Consider the following 20,181-nt stretch of genomic DNA (forward strand, 5'->3'; position numbering starts at 1 on the left):
TTGACCACTGCTTAAACATATGTGCCACATATTTTGTTTATTCCAGTTGAAACGATTAATTGTCTGGTGAAAAAAGTGTTCTAGATATGAAAAAAGGAATATACAATGCTACAAAACAAGTAGAACAAATAATCATTTTCTCAAAAAATGTTCTGAATAGAGGTAGGTGACATCATGTGGAGAGCATACCCTTATTACAAGTAAAGAAAGTGAGTAAGGCGTTTTCAAATCAACTTGTGCTAAAAGAAGTGAACTTACAAGTAGAGCGTGGCGATATATACGCTTTAGTTGGTGGAAATGGTGCTGGAAAATCAACATTAATGAAAATATTAACAGGGTTATATTCGTATGATAGTGGAGAAATGTATGTAAAAGGAACGAAGCAACAGTTTTCAAATCCGTCAGAAGCACATCGAAAAGGTATTTATTTAATACCGCAAGAACCACTCATTTTTCCGCATATGACTATTGAAGAAAATATATATATCGGACTAAAAGGGAAGAAAAAGGAATTAAGAGTAAAGATTCAGCAATTGATGGACAGTTTAGGGTGGGATATTGACCTTAAAGAACTAGGAGGATCACTATCCATTGCGCAGCAACAGTTAGTAGAAATCGTTAGAGGATTAATACGGGAAGCCGAGATTCTTATTTTAGATGAGCCAACATCGACATTAACAACTCACGAAATTAAGAGTCTTTTTGTGCTGATGAAAAGTTTACAAGAAAAAGGAATTGGAATGATATATATTACGCATCGCTTTCCAGAAATCTTTGAAATTGCCAACAAAGTAGCAATACTACGAGATGGAATGATTGTAAGTCAAGGAGATGTATGTGACTATACATATGACATGCTGATGGAGGGACTATTGCCAAAAGGGTATAAACAGAAAGAGAAAATAGAAGTAGTTCAAGAGACCACAAGGATGAAAGAAATATTAGAAGTGATTGATATAAATGGTCACGCATTCGAAAATATTTCATTCACTGTACATGCTGGTGAGATTGTAGGTATTGCTGGCATTGTTGGATCGGGCAGAACGGAATTAGCAGAAGCGATATTTGGATTGAAAACTGTAAAAACAGGGTCTATTTTATTAGATGGGAAATCAATTGATACATGTTCTTTGCATAAAAGGCTAGACGAAGGACTAGTTTATGTGCCGGAGGATAGGGCGAGGAATGGAATTTTCTCAATGGCTTCTGTTAAAGAAAATATTGCAGCAGCAAGTTTACAGCAAAATAATCGCTTTTTTATAAATCAAGAAAAAGAAAGCGCTTTAGTTAATTCGTTTATAGAACAGTTCCGAATTGTTGTACAGGATATGAATGAAGAACTGGCATCTTTATCAGGAGGTAATCAGCAGAAAGTCGTGCTTGCAAAGTATCTCGCATGTAATCCTAAAATTATTATTCTTGATGAACCGACACGCGGAATTGATGCGAAAGCAAGGATTGAAGTGTATGAGACGATCGAAAAAATGAAAAGAGAAGGACTCGCAATTTTATTAATCTCTTCAGATGTTGAAGAAATTGTTCAATTAGTAAACCGTGTATATATAATGCGAAATGGACAATTTGTTTCTCATTTAGAGAAACAAAATATGAATGTAGATGAAGTTACACGTCTTGCATACGGAGGTGTAACGGAATGAAGCGCATGTTAAAAATTCACGAAACGTCTATCATAACGTTACTACTAATTTATATAGCTATTGTAGGAATGATAAATCCTAGTTTTATTCAATTTAACTCGTTATCTTTAATGGTGAAATCAAGCGTTATTTTAGTCGTGCTAGCAATCGGCCAATCGTTCGTCTTATTTACGAAAAATATAGATGTATCAGTTGGTTCAAGCATGGGGTTAAGTGCAGCAGTTTGCGGAATGTTGCTAACGAATGAATATAGTGCATCCTTGTCGATATTTGCTGCTATTACACTTGGCGCTATTATTGGTTTCGTAAACGGAGTTGGCGTTGCGAAGTTTCGGGTACCAGCCATTATTATGACATTAGGCATGTTAGGAATTATTAGAGGTGCCATGTTAATTTTCACAGGCGGGAAGTGGATTGAAGATATTCCAAACGATTTTAAGCAGCTGTCATCTATCGTCATTCTTGGTTTACCTATAACTGTATGGTTCGTTCTTATTATTTTACTACTACTATACTTCTTTTTAAGGAAAGTGCCATTTGGAAGATACTTTTATGCAGTAGGTGATAATGAAGATGGTGCGAGACTTATTGGTATACCTGTTAATAAAGTGAAGATATGTGCGTTTATAATTTCAGGCATAAGTGCTGCACTCGCTGGTTGCATATTTGTTATGAATATCGGGTTCATTCCAAATCAAACGGGTACAGGATTAGAATTACAAGTAATCGCAGCCGCTGTACTAGGAGGCATTCATTTAAAAGGAGGAACAGGATCTTTATTTGGAGCTGCATTAGGAGCATTATTTTTAGAAACAATAAGCAGTTCACTCGTCTTTCTAAAAATACCAGCATTTTGGAATAATGCTATTTCAGGTTTTTTATTATTACTTATCATCATACTGGATAGTGTTATGAAAAAGTGGAAGGCCGAAAGGAGGATGAATCTATGAAGTATGTATACAGATGGGAAGGTGTTCTAATTGTATTGCTTCTTATAGAATTCATTCTCTTTAGTTTAATCAATAGTGATTTCTTAAATATTAGTAATCTCCTTTTTAGTACAAATGATTTCCTATTTATCGCAATTGCGGCGATACCAATGACTTTCGTTATAGTAACAGGAGGAATTGATGTATCGGTTGGTTCAATAATGGGGCTTACTTCAATTTTGATCGGTGTACTTTGGCTGAACGAAATACCTATTTTGTTTGCTGTCATAATCGCCCTAATAATTAGTTGCCTATCAGGCGCTTTAAACGGACTCATTATAAAAATGACAGATGTCGAACCACTCGTCGTTACACTCGGAACGATGTTTTTATACGGAGGAATTGCACTCGTCATTTCAGGAGGAGCAGGTGCTTCTGGGTATGAAGGGATAAGTGGTTTACCTGACGTATTTGTACAACTGGCAAATGGTAGTTTTATAGGAATACCGAATTTATTATGGCTACTGATCGTATTAACAGTTTTATGTGCTGTATTATTTCACCGAACTATATACGGACGCCATATAAAATTAACAGGTGCGAACGAAAATGCAGCAAAATACACCGGGATTAAGACGAAGAAAGTAGTCATCATTGCTTACATGCTTTCCGGGTTAGGAGGTGGATTAGGGGGGACTTTCTTAACTGCCTATTTCGGTTCGGCACGTGCTGATATGGGAAGTGAAACAATTTTACCAATCATTACGGCAGTCGTATTAGGCGGGACACTTATTACAGGGGGAAAAGGAAGCATTATCGGTACTGTACTGGCGAGTATTTTCATTGGACTCATGCAGTATGGCTTGCAAATGACGGGTTTAACAAATGAACAATCTAACGTAGTAATTGGTATTATCCTTATTCTTTCAGTTATTATGAGACATTTCAAATTACATCAATTCACACTGGGGAAAAGAAAGAATTTGCATAAGGGGGAAATGTCATGAAGAGAAAACTAGGGATTGTATTCATTGTATGTATTTGTTTAATCGGTTTAATCGCCTGTTCTAGTCAAACCGCAGATAAGAAAAAAGCGGATGATGTGAAATTTGCATTTATCCCGAAATTAACAGGAGTTGGATTCTTTACATCAGGTGGTGAAGGAGCAAAAGAAATGGGGGATAAACTAGGCGTACAAGTGAAATATGATGGCCCCTCTGAAGCAAGTGTTTCTGGGCAAGTAAAATATATAAACAATTTCATTAATCAAAACTATGATGCACTTATGGTTTCTTCAACGTCAGTTGATGGTTTATCGCAATCACTGCAACGTGCTAAGAAAAAAGGTATGACTGTGTTAACTTGGGATTCTGATGTAAATCCGAAAGATCGTTCCTTTTATATAAGCCAAGGAACACCAGACCAACTTGCTAACTTATTAATTGAAATGACTTCCAAGCAAATTGGAGATAAAGGGAAAGTAGCATTTTTTTATTCTAGCCCAACAGTAACAGATCAAAACCAATGGGTAACGAAAGCGAAAGAAATTATTAAAGAGAAATATCCGAACTGGGAAATTGTAACGACGCAGTACGGTGAAAATAATGCGCAAAAGTCTCTGTCAGTAGGGGAGAATATTTTAAAAACGTATCCTGATATTAATGCAGTCATTTGTCCAGATGCAACGGCACTTCCGGCAATGGCACAAGCAGCTGAAAATTTAAAAATGGATAAAAAGGTTGTCGTAACTGGCTTCTCTACACCAAACGTTATGCGTGATTACGTAAAACGAGGAACTGTACAACAATTCGGGTTATGGGACGTAAAACAACAAGGTGCACTCGCAACTTATGTAGCAAATGAAATTGTTGTAAAAGGGAAGAAGTTAAAAGTAGGGGATAGCTTTGAAGTAAAAGGAATTGGAAAAGTGAAAGTAGAGCCAAACTCCATTCAAGGATATGATTATGAGGCAGAGGGAAACGGAATTATCGTACTACCAGAACGAGTCGTATTTACAAAGGATAATATTGATAAATATAATTTTTAGTAACAAAAAACGTCCGATATATTCGGACGTTTTTATTTCTTCATTAATTATGAACTGTTTCTTTTTCATTTAATCCAAGTGTACGACCTGTAGAAGTGTGAAGGTCTTGGAACAATCTTGGATTTTCTGTTAATGAAATGCCGTAAGAAGGAATCATTTCTTTTATTTTTCCTTCCCATTCTACCATTCGGCTTGGGAAACATTTTTCTAATACTTCAAGCATAACATGAACGGCAGTAGAAGCACCCGGTGATGCACCTAGTAACGCTGCGATTGATCCATCAGCCGCACTAACAACTTCTGTACCGAATTGAAGTGTTCCTTTACCGCCAGCATCAGTATCTTTAATTACTTGTACACGCTGACCAGCAACTACAATATCCCAATCTTCACTTTTTGCGTTCGGAATGAATTCGCGTAATTCTTCCATACGTTTTTCATGTGATAACATAACTTGCTGAATTAAGTATTTTGTTAATCCCATTTCTTTTACACCAGCAGCTAACATCGTTAAGACGTTATTCGGCTTTACAGAACCGATTAAGTCAAGGTTTGAGCCAGTTTTTAAGAATTTAGGTGAGAACCCTGCGAATGGTCCGAATAATAAAGCTTTTTTGTTGTCTATATATCTCGTATCAAGGTGAGGTACAGACATTGGCGGAGCGCCAACTTTAGCTTTACCGTATACTTTCGCATGATGTTGCTCTACAACTTTTTGGTTTTTACATACCATAAATAGTCCACTTACCGGGAATCCACCAATATGTTTTGATTCAGGGATACCAGTCTTTTGAAGTAGGGGTAGGCTACCGCCACCGCCGCCGATAAAGACGAATTTAGCAGTGTGATGCTCAATTTTACCACTATTCATATCGTGTACTTTCACTTCCCACAAACCATTTTTCGTGCGTTTAATGTTTTCGACACTATGTTTGTAGTTTAGCTCGACATTTTTCGTTTTTAAGTAATCAAACAACATTCGTGTTAATGCACCAAAGTTAACATCTGTTCCAGAGTCAATTTTCGTTGCCGCCATAGGCTCATTAGATGTACGACCTTCCATAATGAGTGGAAGCCATTTTTTTAATGTTTCAGGAGAATCGGAAAATTCCATTCCTTGAAACAGTGGATTTTTTGAAAGCGCTTCAAAACGGTTTTTTAGAAACTCAACATTTTTTTCACCTTGTACTAAACTCATATGAGGTAGAGGCATAATAAAATCTTGTGGATTACGAATTAATTTGCTTTTTACAAGATATGCCCAAAATTGTCTTGAAAGCTGGAATTGCTCATTCACTTTTACAGCCTTACTAATATCTATAGATCCGTCAGATTTTTCGGAAGTATAGTTCAGTTCGCATAGCGCAGAATGCCCTGTACCTGCATTATTCCATTCGTTAGAGCTTTCTTCCCCAGCACTTGCGAGTTTTTCAAAAACTTTAATTTCCCATTCAGGTGCTAATTCTTTTAGCAATGAGCCTAACGTTGCACTCATAATTCCTGCACCAATTAAGATAACGTCTGTTTTTTGCTGCATGTTGCTCATGATAATCTCTCCATCCCCTATATTGGCAAAAAAGAGTAGGTGTTTACTGTATCTAAGCCGTAAAAAGAAAACACCGCCTAGGCCCCACCTAGGTATTTACCTTTTTTGTCTCAATTGTATAACCATCTCATACTCTATTATAATAATTAATAGACTAAAATATCTAGTGTTATCTGATAATTTTAAACTATTTAACGTTTTATTCGCCAAAAATCTTATTTAACAAGCTCTTTTAAGGTGATAAATAGAAAAAAATTACAGTTTGAAATTATCTCGAAAAAGCTTACGTATCCAAAAGCGGGTAGAAAGGATACCTTTTTGTGGAATTTTTTGCTCTGTTTATTGTATGATTATTCTGAAAGTTAAAAGGAGGGATACACATGCGTACACAAGAACAAGTCGCAAGCTTATTTCGAAATTTTTCAATAAAGGAATGTAAAGGGTCAAGTGACTTATATGAATACTTAGCAATAAAAATAGCTGAAGATGAGGAAGTACTTACACTATCTTCCTACGCTCAAGCAGGTCAACCAGTCCCAAACTTATTATTAGGTGCCGTACATTATTTATTACTAGCAGGGAAAGAACATCATCTGAAAACGTATTATAGTAGCTTAGTTGAAAGTGCTAATACGGATTTAGATCAAGCTTTTCATCATTTTAAAGATTTCTGTAAAATGTACAGAGAAGAAATTATTACCTTATTACAAACGAAACTTGTTCAAACGAATGAAGTAAGACGATGTGCGTACTTATATCCAAGTTTCAATTACATATTTAACAAAGTGAATAAACCGTTAGCTTTAATAGAGATTGGGACAAGTTCTGGATTACAACTATTTTGGGACCAATATAGCTATTCGTACGGTACAGGTGAAAGTTACGGAAATATAAATTCGAATGTACATGTAACTTCTGAAATAAGAGGGGAGAATGTGCCTCAGCTTTTAAAAGAAAGTCCACCTGTCTTAGAAAGAATCGGACTAGATTTACATGTAAATGATTTACATAGTAACGAAGATTATTTATGGCTACGTGCACTTGTTTGGCCAGAACATAAGGAAAGGCTTGAACTCTTTGACCAAGCTGCATCTTTAGTGAAAAATGAATCTGTTCAATTAGTAGAAGGAGACGGCGTGGAGCTATTACCATCTATTATTGAACGAATAAGTAGAGATGCTGTTATCTGCATTTTCCATACACACGTCGCCAATCAAATACCAGAACAAGTAAAACGTAAGCTGGAAAAACAAATCCAAGAAATAGGTGCAAATCGTGATGTATTCCATCTTTATAACAACATGTGGGACCGGGACCTTCATATTGATTATTATATTAACGGAAACGAATATCGTGAAACGGTTGGAGAAACGGAAGGGCATGGGAGATGGTTTAGCTGGAAACTTGGGAATGAGACGCTTTGTTAATATTTGAGAAATTTTTATTTTCTAGAAGTTAGATAATGAAATTCCAGAAAATGAAAGTAACTAGTTACTTTCATTTTTCTTTTGTGATAATATGTTAGTAATTACTTACTTACATATTGAATGGAGGAATAAAAATGGGGAAATTAACAGCACGAGAAAAAGTTATGGAAGCTGCTACTTTATTATTCGGGGAAAAGGGGTATACAGCGACAACAATTCGTGAAGTGGCAGAAAAAGCGGGGGTAAGCGAATTAACGATATTTCGTAATTTTAAAAATAAGGAAAATCTTTTTAGGGAGAGTATTATTTTGCGGACGACACCAGTCGCATTGTTAGAGGAAATAGAAGAGCAATTTACGGGTGATTTATATAAGGACCTTACAAAAGTAGCAGAAACATATATTCAAACCAATTTGCCAAAGCTGAACTATATTTGGGCTGCGTTAATAGAATCAAGACAAAATAGTGAAATGAAAACATTACTACATGAGTTAAATTCACATCTAGTGAATCACTTAGAAAAATATTTAAAGCAACTTGGTGAGAAGGGACACATTTCCACCTGTAATTACCGTTTGATAGCGAATATGTTTTATGGACAACTGTTTTTATACATTATGAATGTAAGTATATCGGAAGAAGAAATTCAGTTAGAAGAGTATATAGAGACATGTGTAAATTTATTTATGAATGGGATTTTAAATAAATAAAACGAATAAGGGTGGCAGAAATGAGGAATATATTTGCATTAATAGCTTTAATTGCAGGTTTTTTTATGGCAATTTTAGATTCAAATATTGTGAATATCGCATTACCAGAAATGACAAAGACATTTCATACTTCAATTGATACAATTTCTTGGGTTGCTAATAGTTATAATGTTGCCTTTGTATCGTGTTTATTAATTGCAGCACGTCTGGCGGATCAGTTTGGTCGCAAGAAACTGTATATTATTGGTTTATTGTTTTTTTCTATTAGTTCATTTATGTGCGGTATAGCCACTTCTTTTCATACATTAGTTGCTTTTAGGGTAATACAAGGACTTTCTGCCGCAGTTATCGTACCAGTTGCTATGCCATTAGGCCTTAATTTAGTACCGAAAGAGAAACAAGGTATGATAGGAGGCGTCATGGGAGCTTTTGGGGGATTAGCAGCGGCGATTGGCCCTTCACTTGGAGGCGTTTTAACTGACAAATTAAATTGGAGTTGGGTGTTTTTTATTAATATACCAGTTGGTATTTTATCTCTTATCTTCGTGATTCTTTGTATTAAGGAATCGTATGATCATGCTGCAAGCTCTAAAATAGATTGGGCAGGTATGATTACTTCTGCATCTGCACTATGCTTACTCGTATATGCACTCATACAAGTAAATACAAATCATTTAAGCATGATAAGCTTAATACTTCTTTTTATGCTCTCACTCATAGGATTTAAATTGTTTTTTATCATTGAAAAGAAAAGTGAAAATCCAATGTTGCCATTAAAATTATTCACAAATAAAGAGTTCGCACTCTCGAATCTTTCTTTATTCTTTGTTGGAATGGGATTAATGAACTTTTTGTTTATACTTGCTTTTTATTTCGTTCAAGTAGGAGGTATGTCAGAATTACAGTCAGGTTTAATCATTAGCACACTAGCTATTGTTTCAATGCTTGTTACAGCAATAGTAACACCAATTGCAGCAAAGCAGGGGAGTTCATTAATAGGTAGTGTAGGGCTACTAACATTTATCATATCATCATATTTATTTAGTCAAATAGATTCAAACTTTACTACATGGGATTATATTTGGCGATTAATAATCGTTGGGATTGGAACAGGTTGCACATTAGCGCCATATACAACAACAGCAGTTTTAAGTGTGCCTATTGAAAAATCAGGTGTTGCTGCAAGTATATGTAATATTTCAAGAACAGTTGGAAGTATTGTTGGGGTTGCGATACTTGTGATGTTTCTGAATCATCAATTATTAGTTGAAAAAGAGAAGGTAAATAGGGAAGTAGTAACTGTGATTAAAAAAAGTGATTTGTCAAATTTAGAAAGGGGGGAAGTACTGCAAGCGATAAATAAAAAACAGCAAATCATATTAAAATCTGATGGAGAGCGAAAAATTTACAAACAAGTAAAGGAGGAATATCAGCAAGGAATAATTCGTAGTTATAATTTAGCATTTTTAATGGGCGCAACTATATTTTTTATCGCATTTATTTTTAATATAGGAAGAGTCTTATTAGAGAAGAAGAGGATCGTTTGAATAAAGAAAAAGGCTGTGCGTCATATAGAGCACAGCCTTTTTATAGTGATATGTATTTAATCAAAACCCAGGTAATCCATCAATCTCACAAATTTTCTTGGATGTAAAACTTATATTTAGTAAAATTTTGCGCGAGGGGATGTTGTTCGGATCAATAATTACAATATAGTTTTGGCATAGTATTCCTCCAAACTAAAATTTTTTTTGTTCGTCAGAAAGATTGTCTTTAACACTATTACTTACACTACCATAACCGTTGTTTTCAGTAAAACACGCTCCATCTAATGTAAGATTCCCTGAATGTTGTAATGTATTAAAAGTTCATTGGTACGCTCATTACTAAGTCGTAACATATCATATATGTATTTTTGGCTATATTGAGGATAGGTTGGTTTTATATATGTTTTAGTAATTGAAAGAAAACTATTAAGTATGAAGAAGGGGATAAAACGTTTATAGGGGATATAGAAAGTTATAATATATAGAATTAGAAATAAGAATTTGATAGTATTGGAGTAAGGAGTTTTAATAACAGTATATTAAGTCGTATTAATATATCTGTTGCGAATGCTTTCATTAAATCTCTTATTTTAATGGGAGTATTTGATAGAATTCAAAAAATATAATGGAGGTTAATATGAAAAAAGTAATTGGCGCAGCAACAGCAACTGTTTTCGGATTGGGAGCATTTACTACAACTGCTACTGCAGAAACGATCGTAACAGCAGATGTACTCAACGTACGTGAAAAACCGACTACGGAATCAAAAGTTATCGAAAAAGTAAAAAACGGGGAAGAATTAAAAGTCATAAATACTGAAGATGGCTGGTCAAAAATTGAGTTAAATGGTAAAGAAGTATTTGTAAGCTCGGAGTTTACAAAAGATATTTACCATGTAACAGCAGATTTGTTAAATGTACGTTCTGAATCAAACACAGAATCAAAAATTCTTGGCAGACTGAAAAAAGATGATGTAATTGAATCAACGAAGCAAGTAAAAGACGGATGGCTACAATTTGAGTATAAGGGAAAAACAGCTTATGTAAATGTTTCTTTCTTATCAAGTAAAGCACCAATTGAAAAAAAGGCTGACGAGAAAACGAAGCAAGTAGCGAAAGTACAAAAATCGGTTAAAGCTAAGGAAGAAGCTAAAACACAGAAGATAACAAAGGCAAAAGAAACAATAAAACCTAAGGAAGAAGTGAAAGTGCAAGAAGTAGCGAAACCGAAGGAAGAAGTGAAAGTGCAAGAAGTAGCGAAACCTAAGGAAGAAGTGAAAGTCCAAGAAGTAGTAAAACCTAAGGAAGAAGTGAAAGTCCAAGAAGTAGCCAAAGCTAAAGAAGAAGAGAAAGCGCAAGAAATAGCAAAGGCTAAAGAAGAAGAGAAAGCGCAAGAAATAGCGAAGGCTAAAGAAGAAGAGAAAGCACGAGAAATAGCGAAGGCTAAAGAAGAAGAGAAAGCACGAGAAATAGCCAAAGCTAAGGAAGAGGCGAAAGCACGAGAAATAGCGAAGGCCAAGGAAGAAGCAAAAGCCCGAGAAGCAATAAAGACAAAAGAAGAGTCTAAAAATAACACGCAGTCTGCTAAACGTGAATTAACGGTGGTGGCGACAGCATATACTGCTGATCCGAGTGAGAATGGTACATATGGTGGACGCGTTTTAACTGCGATGGGGCATGATTTAACGGCTAATCCGAATATGAGAATTATCGCGGTTGATCCGAAAGTAATCCCATTAGGATCTAAAGTATGGGTAGAAGGTTATGGAGAAGCTATCGCTGGTGATACTGGAAGTGCCATTAAAGGAAATCGTATTGATGTTTTAATGGGTTCAAAAAGTAAAGCTATGAATTGGGGAAGGCAAACTGTTAAAGTTAAAATTCTTTAATAATATAGTAAACTAGATAGAAGTCAGTTTTCTTAATTGAGACTGGCTTTTATTTTTGTATCGCAACATCAGTAAGAATCGCATCAAATATGTCTTTTTGCGTGAAATTATCTGTAAAAATAGTTTCTCTGGCAACCTTAATAGTATCGTGCGGATTATACCATTTTTGTAGGGAATCCTCACCAAATTCATGTCGTTTGTCCCTTGTATTATGTCGTCGAATCGTTTCTTTTAATGATAAATCAAAGTAATATGTATAGGCGTTTCCTTCAAAAAAATGTATTAACTCTTTCAACATTTCACCGTATCTTCGACTGTTTAAAATACCTTCTAAAATAACAAACTCACATTTCCCTTTTCCGTACTTTGTAATTTCATATAGTAAATCATGTGATAAATTGCCCATCGTATCGTGTACTCTAAGCATATCTCTACGTACAACATCTTGTGATACTAAAAGTGTCCCTTGTCCGAAATGTTCTTGTAGTTGCTTTGCGATTATTGTTTTACCGCTTGCGGAGTTTCCTCTAAGAATGATTAATGTTGATTTAAGTATAGGATTAGACATAATGAATTCCTCCAGCATGTATGATTATATAGAAAATTTTAACAAATAAACTGTAAAAAGTGTATAATTAATAGGGTGGAAATAAAAAGGTGGGAGCTATATGGAACATGAATTAAATAAGGCGCAGCCAATTTGGAAACGGACATGGTTTCGCTATCTAGGGGCATTTATAATTGTCCAATTACTATTTATCCCGCTTTAATGGGCAGTAAGACCCCCACCTCAAAATCCAGGAAAAGCAAAGAATTTAGGTGGGGGATCAACTGCCCATAAAAGTCCGATTGGTTCAACTAATAATCAGTGGGGGGGGGGGACGCCCCCCCCCTGATTAAAGTTTCACTTTATTATTTGTGAGATTACAGGATGGGCACCAAATTTTAAGCCAGGTGGAGAGTTTTTAAATAGAATTTTACATTCTGAATTTTTCACGGAATGGTTCACTCCATATGAAATTCCTCATTTTAATGTATTTACAGCATTTTTTGCGATTACATTGTTACCATACGCATTAATAGGTGCAATGAAAGATTTCACAACAAGGAAAAATATAAATAATTAAAAAGAGGTATTATATGCTATTTCAAAAAGATCATGTATCGGTACGGTACGTAAAAGAAGAGGATGCACAGGTCATTTCAAAATGGTTAACGGACCCAGAAGTACTGCAGTATTACGAAGGGCGAGATAATCCGCAATCTGTAGAGATGGTACTGAATCATTTCATACATAATCCCAATAGTCATGAAAAAAGATGTGTAATAGAGTTTAATGATATGCCGATTGGTTATATTCAAATGTATCCAGTTGATTCTGAGTGGAAAGCATTATATGGCTATGAAGAATCTCAAAATGTATGGGGAATGGATCAATTTATCGGTGAGCCAACTTATTGGGAAAAAGGAATTGGGACGAAACTCGTTCAGGCAGCAATTACATATATTATGGAGAACACGGGAGCAGAAGCAATCGCAATGGATCCGAAAGTTAATAATGAACGTGCAATAAAATGTTATGAAAAATGCGGATTTAAAAAGGTGAAGATGTTAAAGGAACATGAGCTGCATGAGGGGAAATTAGAAGATTGTTGGATGATGGAATATATACAAAGGGAGCTGCGCGAAATGAAAAAAGCTTTAATAGTAATTGATGTGCAAGCAGGTATGTATACAGCGGGAATGCCAGTACATAACGGGGAGAAGTTTTTAGAAATATTGCAAGAACTTATTGGGGAGTGTCGTTCTAATGATATTCCAGTTATTTATGTACAACATAACGGACCAAAAGATCATCCGTTAGAAAAAGGTACAGAGGGCTGGAAAGTGCATGATGCGATCGCTCCGCAAAAAGGGGATCGTATCGTTGAAAAGACGACACCAGATTCATTCCATAAGACGAACTTAAACGAAGTATTACAAGAAAAAGGAATTGAACATGTTATCATTTCAGGTATGCAAACAGAGTACTGTGTAGATACGACAACGCGAAGAGCGTTTAGTGAAGGATATAAAGTTACGTTAGTGAGTGATGCACATAGTACGTTTCATACAGACGTGTTACGTGCTGAAGACATTGTGAAGCATCATAACGTAGTGTTTGGAGCGTTTGCTAATGTTGTTACGTTAAAAGATTTGAAAGAAACTGTCTCTAAATAAGAGGCAGTTTTTTATTAGAAGAAATCATGTCGATAAGTCGATATAATTTCACGTACCATAATGAAAATATGAAAAAGGGAGCACCACATAATTAAAAAGGGCGCTCCTGCATCAAAATGTTACTTCTTCTTATCTTTATCCAATATATTCTGTTCTTCAGCAAATTCCGTACCATATGCAAAACGGCGATTAATATGAATATTATCGTTGTGGTGTCTTGTGCGGGAGTTAGAGAAGCGATGGACGATTACTTCAGATAATGTGAAGACGATCGCAGAAAGGATGCTTCCCCATGCAATTTGCATATAGTTGTCTAATAAAATATTACCGAAAATCCATACACTTAAATATGTTAGTAAGAAATCCGACATAATGGCACCAGTATTGCCAATTCGATTCAAAATAATTTTATCAACGAACATATAAGATACGATTGTTACAAAAAGACTGAAAGAAATAATTTGGACGAACGTTGCAGGGAAAAATAAAGCGAGTCCAATACTGAATGCGATAATACATGAAATAAATTTGATAAGCACTACTGTGAAATCATTCAAAATTTACACCTCCGTTTTATCCATAGTTTTGCAATAAATATAGGAGTTCATACATTGTAACGGATATATTTACATAAAACTTTTTCATGCTCATACTTTGTCTAAATATTAAAAAAACAAAGGAAAAATGTTATAGTAAAATGAGAGTATATGACATTTTTAGGTAAGGGGGAATCCTCGGTGTGGATTACTTCAGAAGTAGAAATTCCAGACGAGTTAATTGATCATCTTGAAAAAGGGAAGTTAGTACTATTTGTTGGAGCGGGAGTTTCTATGAAAGGGAAATCAAACTTACCGAATTTTGATGATTTAGTTGATGAAATTGCAAAGACGTTATATGTCGAAAAACGTGAAATAACAGAACCGCATGATTATTATCTTGGTAAAATTGCGAAAACAAAAGATGTACATCAAGTTGCAAGAGATTTAGTTCATATTGAAAAGTCAAAGCCGAATCCGCTTCATTATGCGATTCCGAGGTTGTTTCCTTTAGATACAGAAGTCCGTATTGTAACAACAAATTTTGATCGACATTTTACAACTGCAATGAAAGAAATGAATAGAGAATTAAACGTATATTACGCACCTGCGTTACCTACAGGTAGAGCGTTTAAAGGACTCGCTTACATACATGGCAATATAGAACAAGAAAAAGAAGCGTTAATTTTAACAGATGGTGATTTTGGAAGGGCTTACTTGACAGAAGGATGGGCAAGAAGATTTTTAGTTGATTTATTCTCGAATTATACCGTTTTATTCGTTGGATATAGCCATAATGACCCAGTAATGAAATATTTAGCAACTGGTTTACCACCAAGTACAAGACGTTATGCATTTGTCGCACAAGGGGAAAATACGTACCACTGGGAGCATTTAGGAATACGGCCGATTGTATATCCGAATAAAGGTAATAATCATCAATCTCTCGTTAAAGCAGTGAAACGATGGGCTGAGTTAATGGGGGATAATTATATTACGAAACGAATGCGAATTCGTGACATAGTAACAGTTCCGCCGTCAGTAGAGCAGGAACAATTATCATACATAAAACAATCCATAAAAAAAATTGAAACAGTCCGCTACTTTGTTGAATTTGCTCACGATTATGAATGGGTGGAATGGCTTGAAGCGGAAGGGAAATTACAAAATTTATTTTTAATTACATCAAACTATAACGAGGTAGATGAATTACTGGCAAAATGGTTAGTGGAACAATTTCTTTTTAGTCATCAAAAAGAATTATTTCAATTAATTTTTAAAAATCATTCTAAACTATCTCCATTATTATGGAGAACAATTTGTAGCTACTTAAACGAAACGAAAATGAAAATGGACCCTTTGTTGTTTGCAAGGTGGACACTCCTTTTATTAGAAACAGCTGAAAAAGATAGTAAATCGATCGAAACAATTTCTTACTTACTGCAAAAATGTTCTTTTCCTGAGCATAAAGAAATTGCTTTATTGTTACTAACGTTTATTTTGGACGGCAAACTTAAGTTGAAGCGTGAAAGAAAGTGGGGAAATGATACCGGGGAATCAATAGAACTTGAGGAATCGAGTCGTTTACCCGTGTCTACATTTTCTTTTGTGGAGCAAATTTGGAATGAAAAGATGAAACCGCATATTTCTTATTACGCCGTTCCAATTATGATGATGGGAATAGAGAAGATGCGGATGTTATCACTAAGGCAAGCGGCACTGAAAAAAAGGGATAAGGAAAATGTTGAGAAAGAGTTTCAACAAAATGATCTAGCGTTTTTAATTCAAATTGTAAAAGAGTGTTTAGCCTATTTATGTGAAAACAATGAGAAAAAAGCAAATTATTATATTACAGAAATGATAGAAGCAAACAGCGTACTTCAAAATCGAATTGCAATTGATGCGATGAATAAAAATATATTTGTTAGCGCCGATGAGAAAATAAAATGGTTGTTACAGGAAGGGATTCTTTTAGATGTCACGTATAAACAAGAAGTTTTTCAACTTATAAAAAATCATTACGCACTCTCTTTAGAAAAAACAAAAGAAGAAGTCATTCAAATTGTACTGAAGGATCTTGCAGAGGAGAGGGCATTTGATGTTTGTTTCGTTTTAGATTTATTATTCAATTGTGATACAAATAGTCCATCTACAGCAAAAGGTTATGAGTTAATGAAGCAAAAACATCCTCACTTTCATTCTGATCGATACAGTGTACAAAAGAAAGAGGTCGCAGAACAAAGTATTACTTGTAATGTAACTGCCGATGGATTATTGCAGCTAAAAGATGAGGAAATTATGAAACAAGTTCAGCAATATTCTCAAGATGGTGTTTTTGAACAACGTCATTTTTTAGAGATGTTATCGAAAGCATGTAAATTGAATACAGAATGGAGTATTTCATTTGCATATCAATTAGTTGGAATGCACGAAATAAGTAATGAAGTATGGTTTGTTTGTATTAGAGAGTGGCGAAATAACCGAGGACTGACAAATGAACAAATACAAAAAGTTATTCCTCTATTACAGAAATTTGTTAGAAATACAGCTTTTCATTGGTTAATTAGTAGCTTTCTATATGAAATTAGTAATCGATTAGAAGAGTTAGAGGAAAATAGTATACGCAATGTAAAGCGATTTGCTTTTTCGGTATTCCCTCAAGTAATGAAAAGTGATACGGATTTTAAGCTTGGAAAACAAGATTTTTACAATGAATCGATTCAGCATCCTGTTGGGAAAATGACAGCAGTATTATTAAAACTGTTATCATATGATCATTTATACGATCGTAATGTGTATGAATATTTATTTTTGTTTGAAGAACAAGTAAGAATTAGTACAGAACGGACAAATTTTATGATAGCTCGTTTAGTAGCAGACATTACATTTCTTTATCATATTGAGAAGCAATGGTGCCGAAAATATTTGTTACCGTACTTAGAGTTAAAGAAGGAAAATGAGATTACGAAATATGCATGGGCAGGCTTATGTTACACACAAATCAATTTACCCTTATTTACAGAAATGAAGCGATTTATTAAGTACGCGGTAGAACATTTGGAAGTATTACATCCGCATACGAGGGAAGCTTTCTTAAAATGGCTCAGTTTTGTATTTATTAAATGTGTACTGTATTGGGAGCAAAAAACAGATTGGTTATACCCTTTACTTATACGAGAAAATGAAGAAAATAAAATTAAATTTATGCAGTTCTTATGCTATTATGTCAAAACGTTAAGTGCAAAAGAACAACAAAAATTTTGGGCAGCTTGGCTCAGTATATTTTTGCGAGAGCGACCGAAAATGGGGGGAATCACAGCTAGAGAATATGTAATGCTTTTACGTATTATATTATTTATGGATGAAATAGTAGAAAGAGGCTTATTGATAATTTGTAAATCATTTTCGGACGTGGGTGGAAAAGGGAATCAAACGGAGGTAAAACAGTTATTTCATGAAATACTTGAGAAGACAGAGAGTATAAAGATGTATAAAGAATTGTATGCAAACGTATTTTTCACTTTACTGCAAACGCTTCAGGAAGCTAATTTACTTGAAACTGAAATCATTCAAATAAAAGAATTATTAATTGGATATAGAGTAGAAAAATGTGTAATAAATGCAATAGATAATGAGATAATTCGCATCGGAATTGTTCTGGAGAATTTACAAGAAGAAATGTAGAGCAAAAATGTAATTTGAAAAAATATATAAAAAGTTATTGACAGTGTTTTAAAAAGCGTTCTATAATACGAATCATACTTATTCAATTTCAAAAAACATTTGAATAAACAAAGTGCAATGAAGAGATCACAGTAGTGGTTAGTCTTACTGTAACAGAGAGCTGGTGGTTGGTGTGAACCAGTACAGGGATAATCATGAATTACAGTCTTGGAGCATCTTTTTCGTAGTAAAGATAGTATTGTCTTTATGAAGAAAAAGCGGTCAATTGATCGTTAACAGTGAAGAGAGGTAGACAGAAGTGTAGTCTACAACTAGGGTGGTACCGCGATAAATATCGTCCCTACTGATTTATTCAGTAGGGACTTTTTGTATTTTAGTGGCCCAACTTGAAAATTAAATATGCATGCGTTGAAAGGAAAAGCAGTAGTTGTTGTTTCCCTGTAACAGAGAGCTGGTGGTCGGTGTGAACCAGTACAAAAACAAGAGCGAATTACAGTCCTAGAGCATCTTTTTCGTAGTAAAGATAGTATGATCTTTATGAAGGGAAAGACGGTCAGATGATCGTTAACAATGAAGAGAGGTAGACGAAAGAAGTCTACAACTAGGGTGGTACCGCGATAAATATCGTCCCTACTGATTGCATCAGTAGGGATTTTTTGTACAAAAAAAGTGGGTTTTTAACTAGTAGATAGTGTCTTTGTACGAGTTATTAGTTTAAAATAAGAAGAGGTATCGATTCCACTTTAAATTTGTATAATTGACCAGTTCAGAAAATAGAGAATTTTTCATTCTCTTACTATACTTTTAAAACATTAGAGGAGGATTTCCAAATGGCAAATCATGAATTAGATCAATTACGTAAACAGGTAGATGAAATTAACTTACAACTATTACACCTTTTAAACAAACGCGGTGAAATCGTTCAAAAAATTGGGGAACAAAAGCAAGTACAAGGTACAAAACGTTTTGATCCAGTACGTGAGCGTGAAGTGCTTGATATGATTGCAGAGAATAACGAAGGACCATTCGAAACATCAACAGTTCAACATATTTTCAAAACAATCTTCAAAGCTAGCTTAGAATTACAAGAAGATGATAACCGTAAAGCATTATTAGTATCACGTAAAAAGAAACAAGAAAACACAATCGTTGATGTAAAAGGTGAATTGATTGGTAACGGAACACAAACGTTCATTATGGGACCTTGTGCGGTAGAAAGCTTAGAGCAAGTTCGCCAAGTAGGGCAAGCGATGAAAGACCAAGGCTTAAAATTAATGCGCGGTGGTGCTTTCAAACCGAGAACATCGCCATACGATTTCCAAGGTTTAGGAGTAGAAGGGCTACAAATTTTACGCCAAGTAGCAGATGAGTTCGACTTAGCAATCATTAGTGAGATTTTAAATCCAAATGATGTTGAAATGGCATTAGACTACGTTGATGTAATTCAAGTTGGTGCACGTAACATGCAAAACTTTGATTTACTACGAGCTGTAGGTAAAGTTAACAAGCCAGTATTATTAAAACGTGGATTAGCAGCAACAATTGATGAGTTCATTAATGCAGCAGAATACATTATTGCACAGGGTAACGACCAAATTATTCTATGTGAGCGTGGTATCCGCACATACGAAAGAGCGACACGTAACACATTAGACATTTCTGCTGTACCGATTTTAAAGAAAGAAACACATTTACCAGTTGTTGTTGACGTAACGCATTCAACTGGACGTAGAGATTTATTATTACCAACAGCGAAAGCGGCTCTTGCAATTGGTGCAGATGCAGTAATGGCTGAAGTACATCCAGACCCAGCAGTTGCATTATCAGATTCTGCACAACAAATGGATATTCCGGAATTCCATAGATTCATGGAAGAGTTAAAAGGTTTCAAAAATAAATTATCTTAATTCCATATTATATATGCGCTGAAGAGGAAACAGTAGTGCTTATCTCACTGTTAAAGAGAGCTGATGGTCGGTGTGAATCAGT

Annotated in this window: 15 protein-coding genes, 3 pseudogenes and 3 other annotated features (1 of these 21 running past the window's edge); of the genes and pseudogenes, 14 read left to right on the forward strand and 4 right to left on the reverse strand. The window is 34.9% G+C overall.

Features of this window, described 5'->3' with window-relative positions:
• Window positions 1-176 precede the first annotated feature (176 nt).
• From MR070_RS12100 to lsrB, 4 genes are read left to right on the forward strand one after another with little or no spacing between them, the layout of a single operon-like run.
• Window positions 177-1,658, forward strand: a complete 1,482-nt coding sequence (locus MR070_RS12100; protein WP_242261392.1) for a sugar ABC transporter ATP-binding protein — start codon at window positions 177-179, stop codon at window positions 1,656-1,658.
• Window positions 1,655-2,608, forward strand: coding sequence for an ABC transporter permease subunit (locus tag MR070_RS12105; RefSeq protein ID WP_242261393.1), 954 nt, complete (start codon window positions 1,655-1,657; stop codon window positions 2,606-2,608). The genes MR070_RS12100 and MR070_RS12105 overlap by 4 nt, the downstream gene beginning before the upstream one ends.
• Window positions 2,605-3,594, forward strand: a complete 990-nt coding sequence (locus MR070_RS12110; protein ID WP_138321812.1) for an ABC transporter permease — start codon at window positions 2,605-2,607, stop codon at window positions 3,592-3,594. Before MR070_RS12105 ends, MR070_RS12110 begins: the two co-directional genes overlap by 4 nt.
• Window positions 3,591-4,634, forward strand: a complete 1,044-nt coding sequence (gene lsrB / locus MR070_RS12115; RefSeq protein WP_000823631.1) for an autoinducer 2 ABC transporter substrate-binding protein LsrB — start codon at window positions 3,591-3,593, stop codon at window positions 4,632-4,634. Before MR070_RS12110 ends, lsrB begins: the two co-directional genes overlap by 4 nt.
• A gap of 43 nt (window positions 4,635-4,677) precedes the next feature.
• Here lsrB and MR070_RS12120 read toward each other — a convergent pair whose 3' ends face one another.
• The gene (locus MR070_RS12120) at window positions 4,678-6,180 is read right to left on the reverse strand and encodes a malate:quinone oxidoreductase (protein WP_242261394.1); all 1,503 of its coding nucleotides are present in this window, start codon (window positions 6,178-6,180) and stop codon (window positions 4,678-4,680) included.
• Between the two features lie 380 nt (window positions 6,181-6,560).
• Between MR070_RS12120 and MR070_RS12125 the strand changes: the two genes are divergently transcribed.
• The 3 genes from MR070_RS12125 (at window position 6,561) to MR070_RS12135 (ending at window position 9,864) form a co-directional block, all read left to right on the forward strand.
• Entirely contained in the window at window positions 6,561-7,607 is a 1,047-nt protein-coding gene (locus tag MR070_RS12125; RefSeq protein ID WP_242261395.1) for a DUF2332 domain-containing protein, read from the forward strand.
• Window positions 7,608-7,741: 134 nt separating this feature from the next.
• Window positions 7,742-8,317, forward strand: coding sequence for a TetR/AcrR family transcriptional regulator (locus MR070_RS12130; RefSeq protein WP_000517415.1), 576 nt, complete (start codon window positions 7,742-7,744; stop codon window positions 8,315-8,317).
• 20 nt (window positions 8,318-8,337) lie between these two features.
• On the forward strand, window positions 8,338-9,864 hold the full coding sequence (locus MR070_RS12135) for an MFS transporter (protein ID WP_242261396.1): 1,527 nt from the start codon (window positions 8,338-8,340) through the stop codon (window positions 9,862-9,864).
• A 60-nt stretch (window positions 9,865-9,924) separates the two neighbouring features.
• Here the strand turns inward: MR070_RS12135 and MR070_RS12140 are convergent.
• A pseudogene (locus tag MR070_RS12140) lies at window positions 9,925-10,023 on the reverse strand (GNAT family N-acetyltransferase); the annotation flags it as partial.
• A gap of 478 nt (window positions 10,024-10,501) precedes the next feature.
• Between MR070_RS12140 and entB the strand changes: the two are divergent.
• Window positions 10,502-11,752 (forward strand): cell wall-binding protein EntB, encoded by a 1,251-nt coding sequence (gene entB, locus MR070_RS12145; RefSeq protein WP_242261397.1) that lies wholly within the window; start codon window positions 10,502-10,504, stop codon window positions 11,750-11,752.
• 49 nt (window positions 11,753-11,801) lie between these two features.
• Here the strand turns inward: entB and MR070_RS12150 are convergent, their stop codons facing one another.
• Complete coding sequence (locus tag MR070_RS12150) at window positions 11,802-12,320, reverse strand: kinase (protein WP_044793574.1); 519 nt, start codon at window positions 12,318-12,320, stop codon at window positions 11,802-11,804.
• Window positions 12,321-12,420: 100 nt separating this feature from the next.
• Here MR070_RS12150 and MR070_RS12155 point away from each other — a divergent pair, with 100 nt between their 5' ends.
• From MR070_RS12155 to MR070_RS12170, 4 genes and pseudogenes are all read left to right on the forward strand, one after another.
• Window positions 12,421-12,522: a YfzA family protein gene (locus tag MR070_RS12155; RefSeq protein WP_396021586.1), complete on the forward strand. Its 102-nt coding sequence runs from the start codon at window positions 12,421-12,423 to the stop codon at window positions 12,520-12,522.
• A 138-nt stretch (window positions 12,523-12,660) separates the two neighbouring features.
• Window positions 12,661-12,879: pseudogene (locus MR070_RS12160) on the forward strand (YfzA family protein); the annotation flags it as partial.
• A gap of 13 nt (window positions 12,880-12,892) precedes the next feature.
• Window positions 12,893-13,420: pseudogene (locus MR070_RS12165) on the forward strand (GNAT family N-acetyltransferase); the annotation flags it as partial.
• A gap of 21 nt (window positions 13,421-13,441) precedes the next feature.
• Window positions 13,442-13,972: a cysteine hydrolase family protein gene (locus tag MR070_RS12170; protein ID WP_242261409.1), complete on the forward strand. Its 531-nt coding sequence runs from the start codon at window positions 13,442-13,444 to the stop codon at window positions 13,970-13,972.
• Window positions 13,973-14,091: 119 nt separating this feature from the next.
• On the opposite strand, the gene MR070_RS12175 is transcribed toward MR070_RS12170, so the two are convergent.
• Window positions 14,092-14,529, reverse strand: coding sequence for a YndM family protein (locus MR070_RS12175; protein ID WP_000997706.1), 438 nt, complete (start codon window positions 14,527-14,529; stop codon window positions 14,092-14,094).
• A 150-nt stretch (window positions 14,530-14,679) separates the two neighbouring features.
• Here MR070_RS12175 and MR070_RS12180 point away from each other — a divergent pair, with 150 nt between their 5' ends.
• Both MR070_RS12180 and MR070_RS12185 read left to right on the forward strand, forming a co-directional pair.
• Window positions 14,680-18,192: a DUF4020 domain-containing protein gene (locus MR070_RS12180; protein WP_242261398.1), complete on the forward strand. Its 3,513-nt coding sequence runs from the start codon at window positions 14,680-14,682 to the stop codon at window positions 18,190-18,192.
• 108 nt (window positions 18,193-18,300) lie between these two features.
• Window positions 18,301-18,537: a binding site (T-box leader), on the forward strand.
• A 54-nt stretch (window positions 18,538-18,591) separates the two neighbouring features.
• Window positions 18,592-18,827, forward strand: a binding site (T-box leader).
• 195 nt (window positions 18,828-19,022) lie between these two features.
• Entirely contained in the window at window positions 19,023-20,099 is a 1,077-nt protein-coding gene (locus tag MR070_RS12185; RefSeq protein ID WP_001273582.1) for a bifunctional 3-deoxy-7-phosphoheptulonate synthase/chorismate mutase, read from the forward strand.
• A gap of 9 nt (window positions 20,100-20,108) precedes the next feature.
• Window positions 20,109-20,181, forward strand: a binding site (T-box leader) (it continues 147 nt past the right edge of the window).

It is taken from the genome of Bacillus cereus group sp. BfR-BA-01453, from assembly GCF_022662915.1.
Taxonomy (GTDB): Bacteria; Bacillota; Bacilli; order Bacillales; family Bacillaceae_G; genus Bacillus_A; species Bacillus_A paranthracis.

What these genes read in the sequence shown, in the direction of transcription:
- MR070_RS12105 (WP_242261393.1), top strand. Translation starts at nt 1,655, where the DNA reads ATGAAGCGCATGTTAAAAATTCACGAAACGTCTATCATAACGTTACTA.
- MR070_RS12110 (WP_138321812.1), top strand. Translation starts at nt 2,605, where the DNA reads ATGAAGTATGTATACAGATGGGAAGGTGTTCTAATTGTATTGCTTCTT.
- lsrB (WP_000823631.1), top strand. Translation starts at nt 3,591, where the DNA reads ATGAAGAGAAAACTAGGGATTGTATTCATTGTATGTATTTGTTTAATC.
- MR070_RS12120 (WP_242261394.1), bottom strand. Translation starts at nt 6,180, where the DNA reads ATGAGCAACATGCAGCAAAAAACAGACGTTATCTTAATTGGTGCAGGA.
- MR070_RS12125 (WP_242261395.1), top strand. Translation starts at nt 6,561, where the DNA reads ATGCGTACACAAGAACAAGTCGCAAGCTTATTTCGAAATTTTTCAATA.
- MR070_RS12130 (WP_000517415.1), top strand. Translation starts at nt 7,742, where the DNA reads ATGGGGAAATTAACAGCACGAGAAAAAGTTATGGAAGCTGCTACTTTA.
- MR070_RS12135 (WP_242261396.1), top strand. Translation starts at nt 8,338, where the DNA reads ATGAGGAATATATTTGCATTAATAGCTTTAATTGCAGGTTTTTTTATG.
- entB (WP_242261397.1), top strand. Translation starts at nt 10,502, where the DNA reads ATGAAAAAAGTAATTGGCGCAGCAACAGCAACTGTTTTCGGATTGGGA.
- MR070_RS12150 (WP_044793574.1), bottom strand. Translation starts at nt 12,320, where the DNA reads ATGTCTAATCCTATACTTAAATCAACATTAATCATTCTTAGAGGAAAC.
- MR070_RS12155 (WP_396021586.1), top strand. Translation starts at nt 12,421, where the DNA reads ATGGAACATGAATTAAATAAGGCGCAGCCAATTTGGAAACGGACATGG.
- MR070_RS12170 (WP_242261409.1), top strand. Translation starts at nt 13,442, where the DNA reads ATGAAAAAAGCTTTAATAGTAATTGATGTGCAAGCAGGTATGTATACA.
- MR070_RS12180 (WP_242261398.1), top strand. Translation starts at nt 14,680, where the DNA reads ATGACATTTTTAGGTAAGGGGGAATCCTCGGTGTGGATTACTTCAGAA.
- MR070_RS12185 (WP_001273582.1), top strand. Translation starts at nt 19,023, where the DNA reads ATGGCAAATCATGAATTAGATCAATTACGTAAACAGGTAGATGAAATT.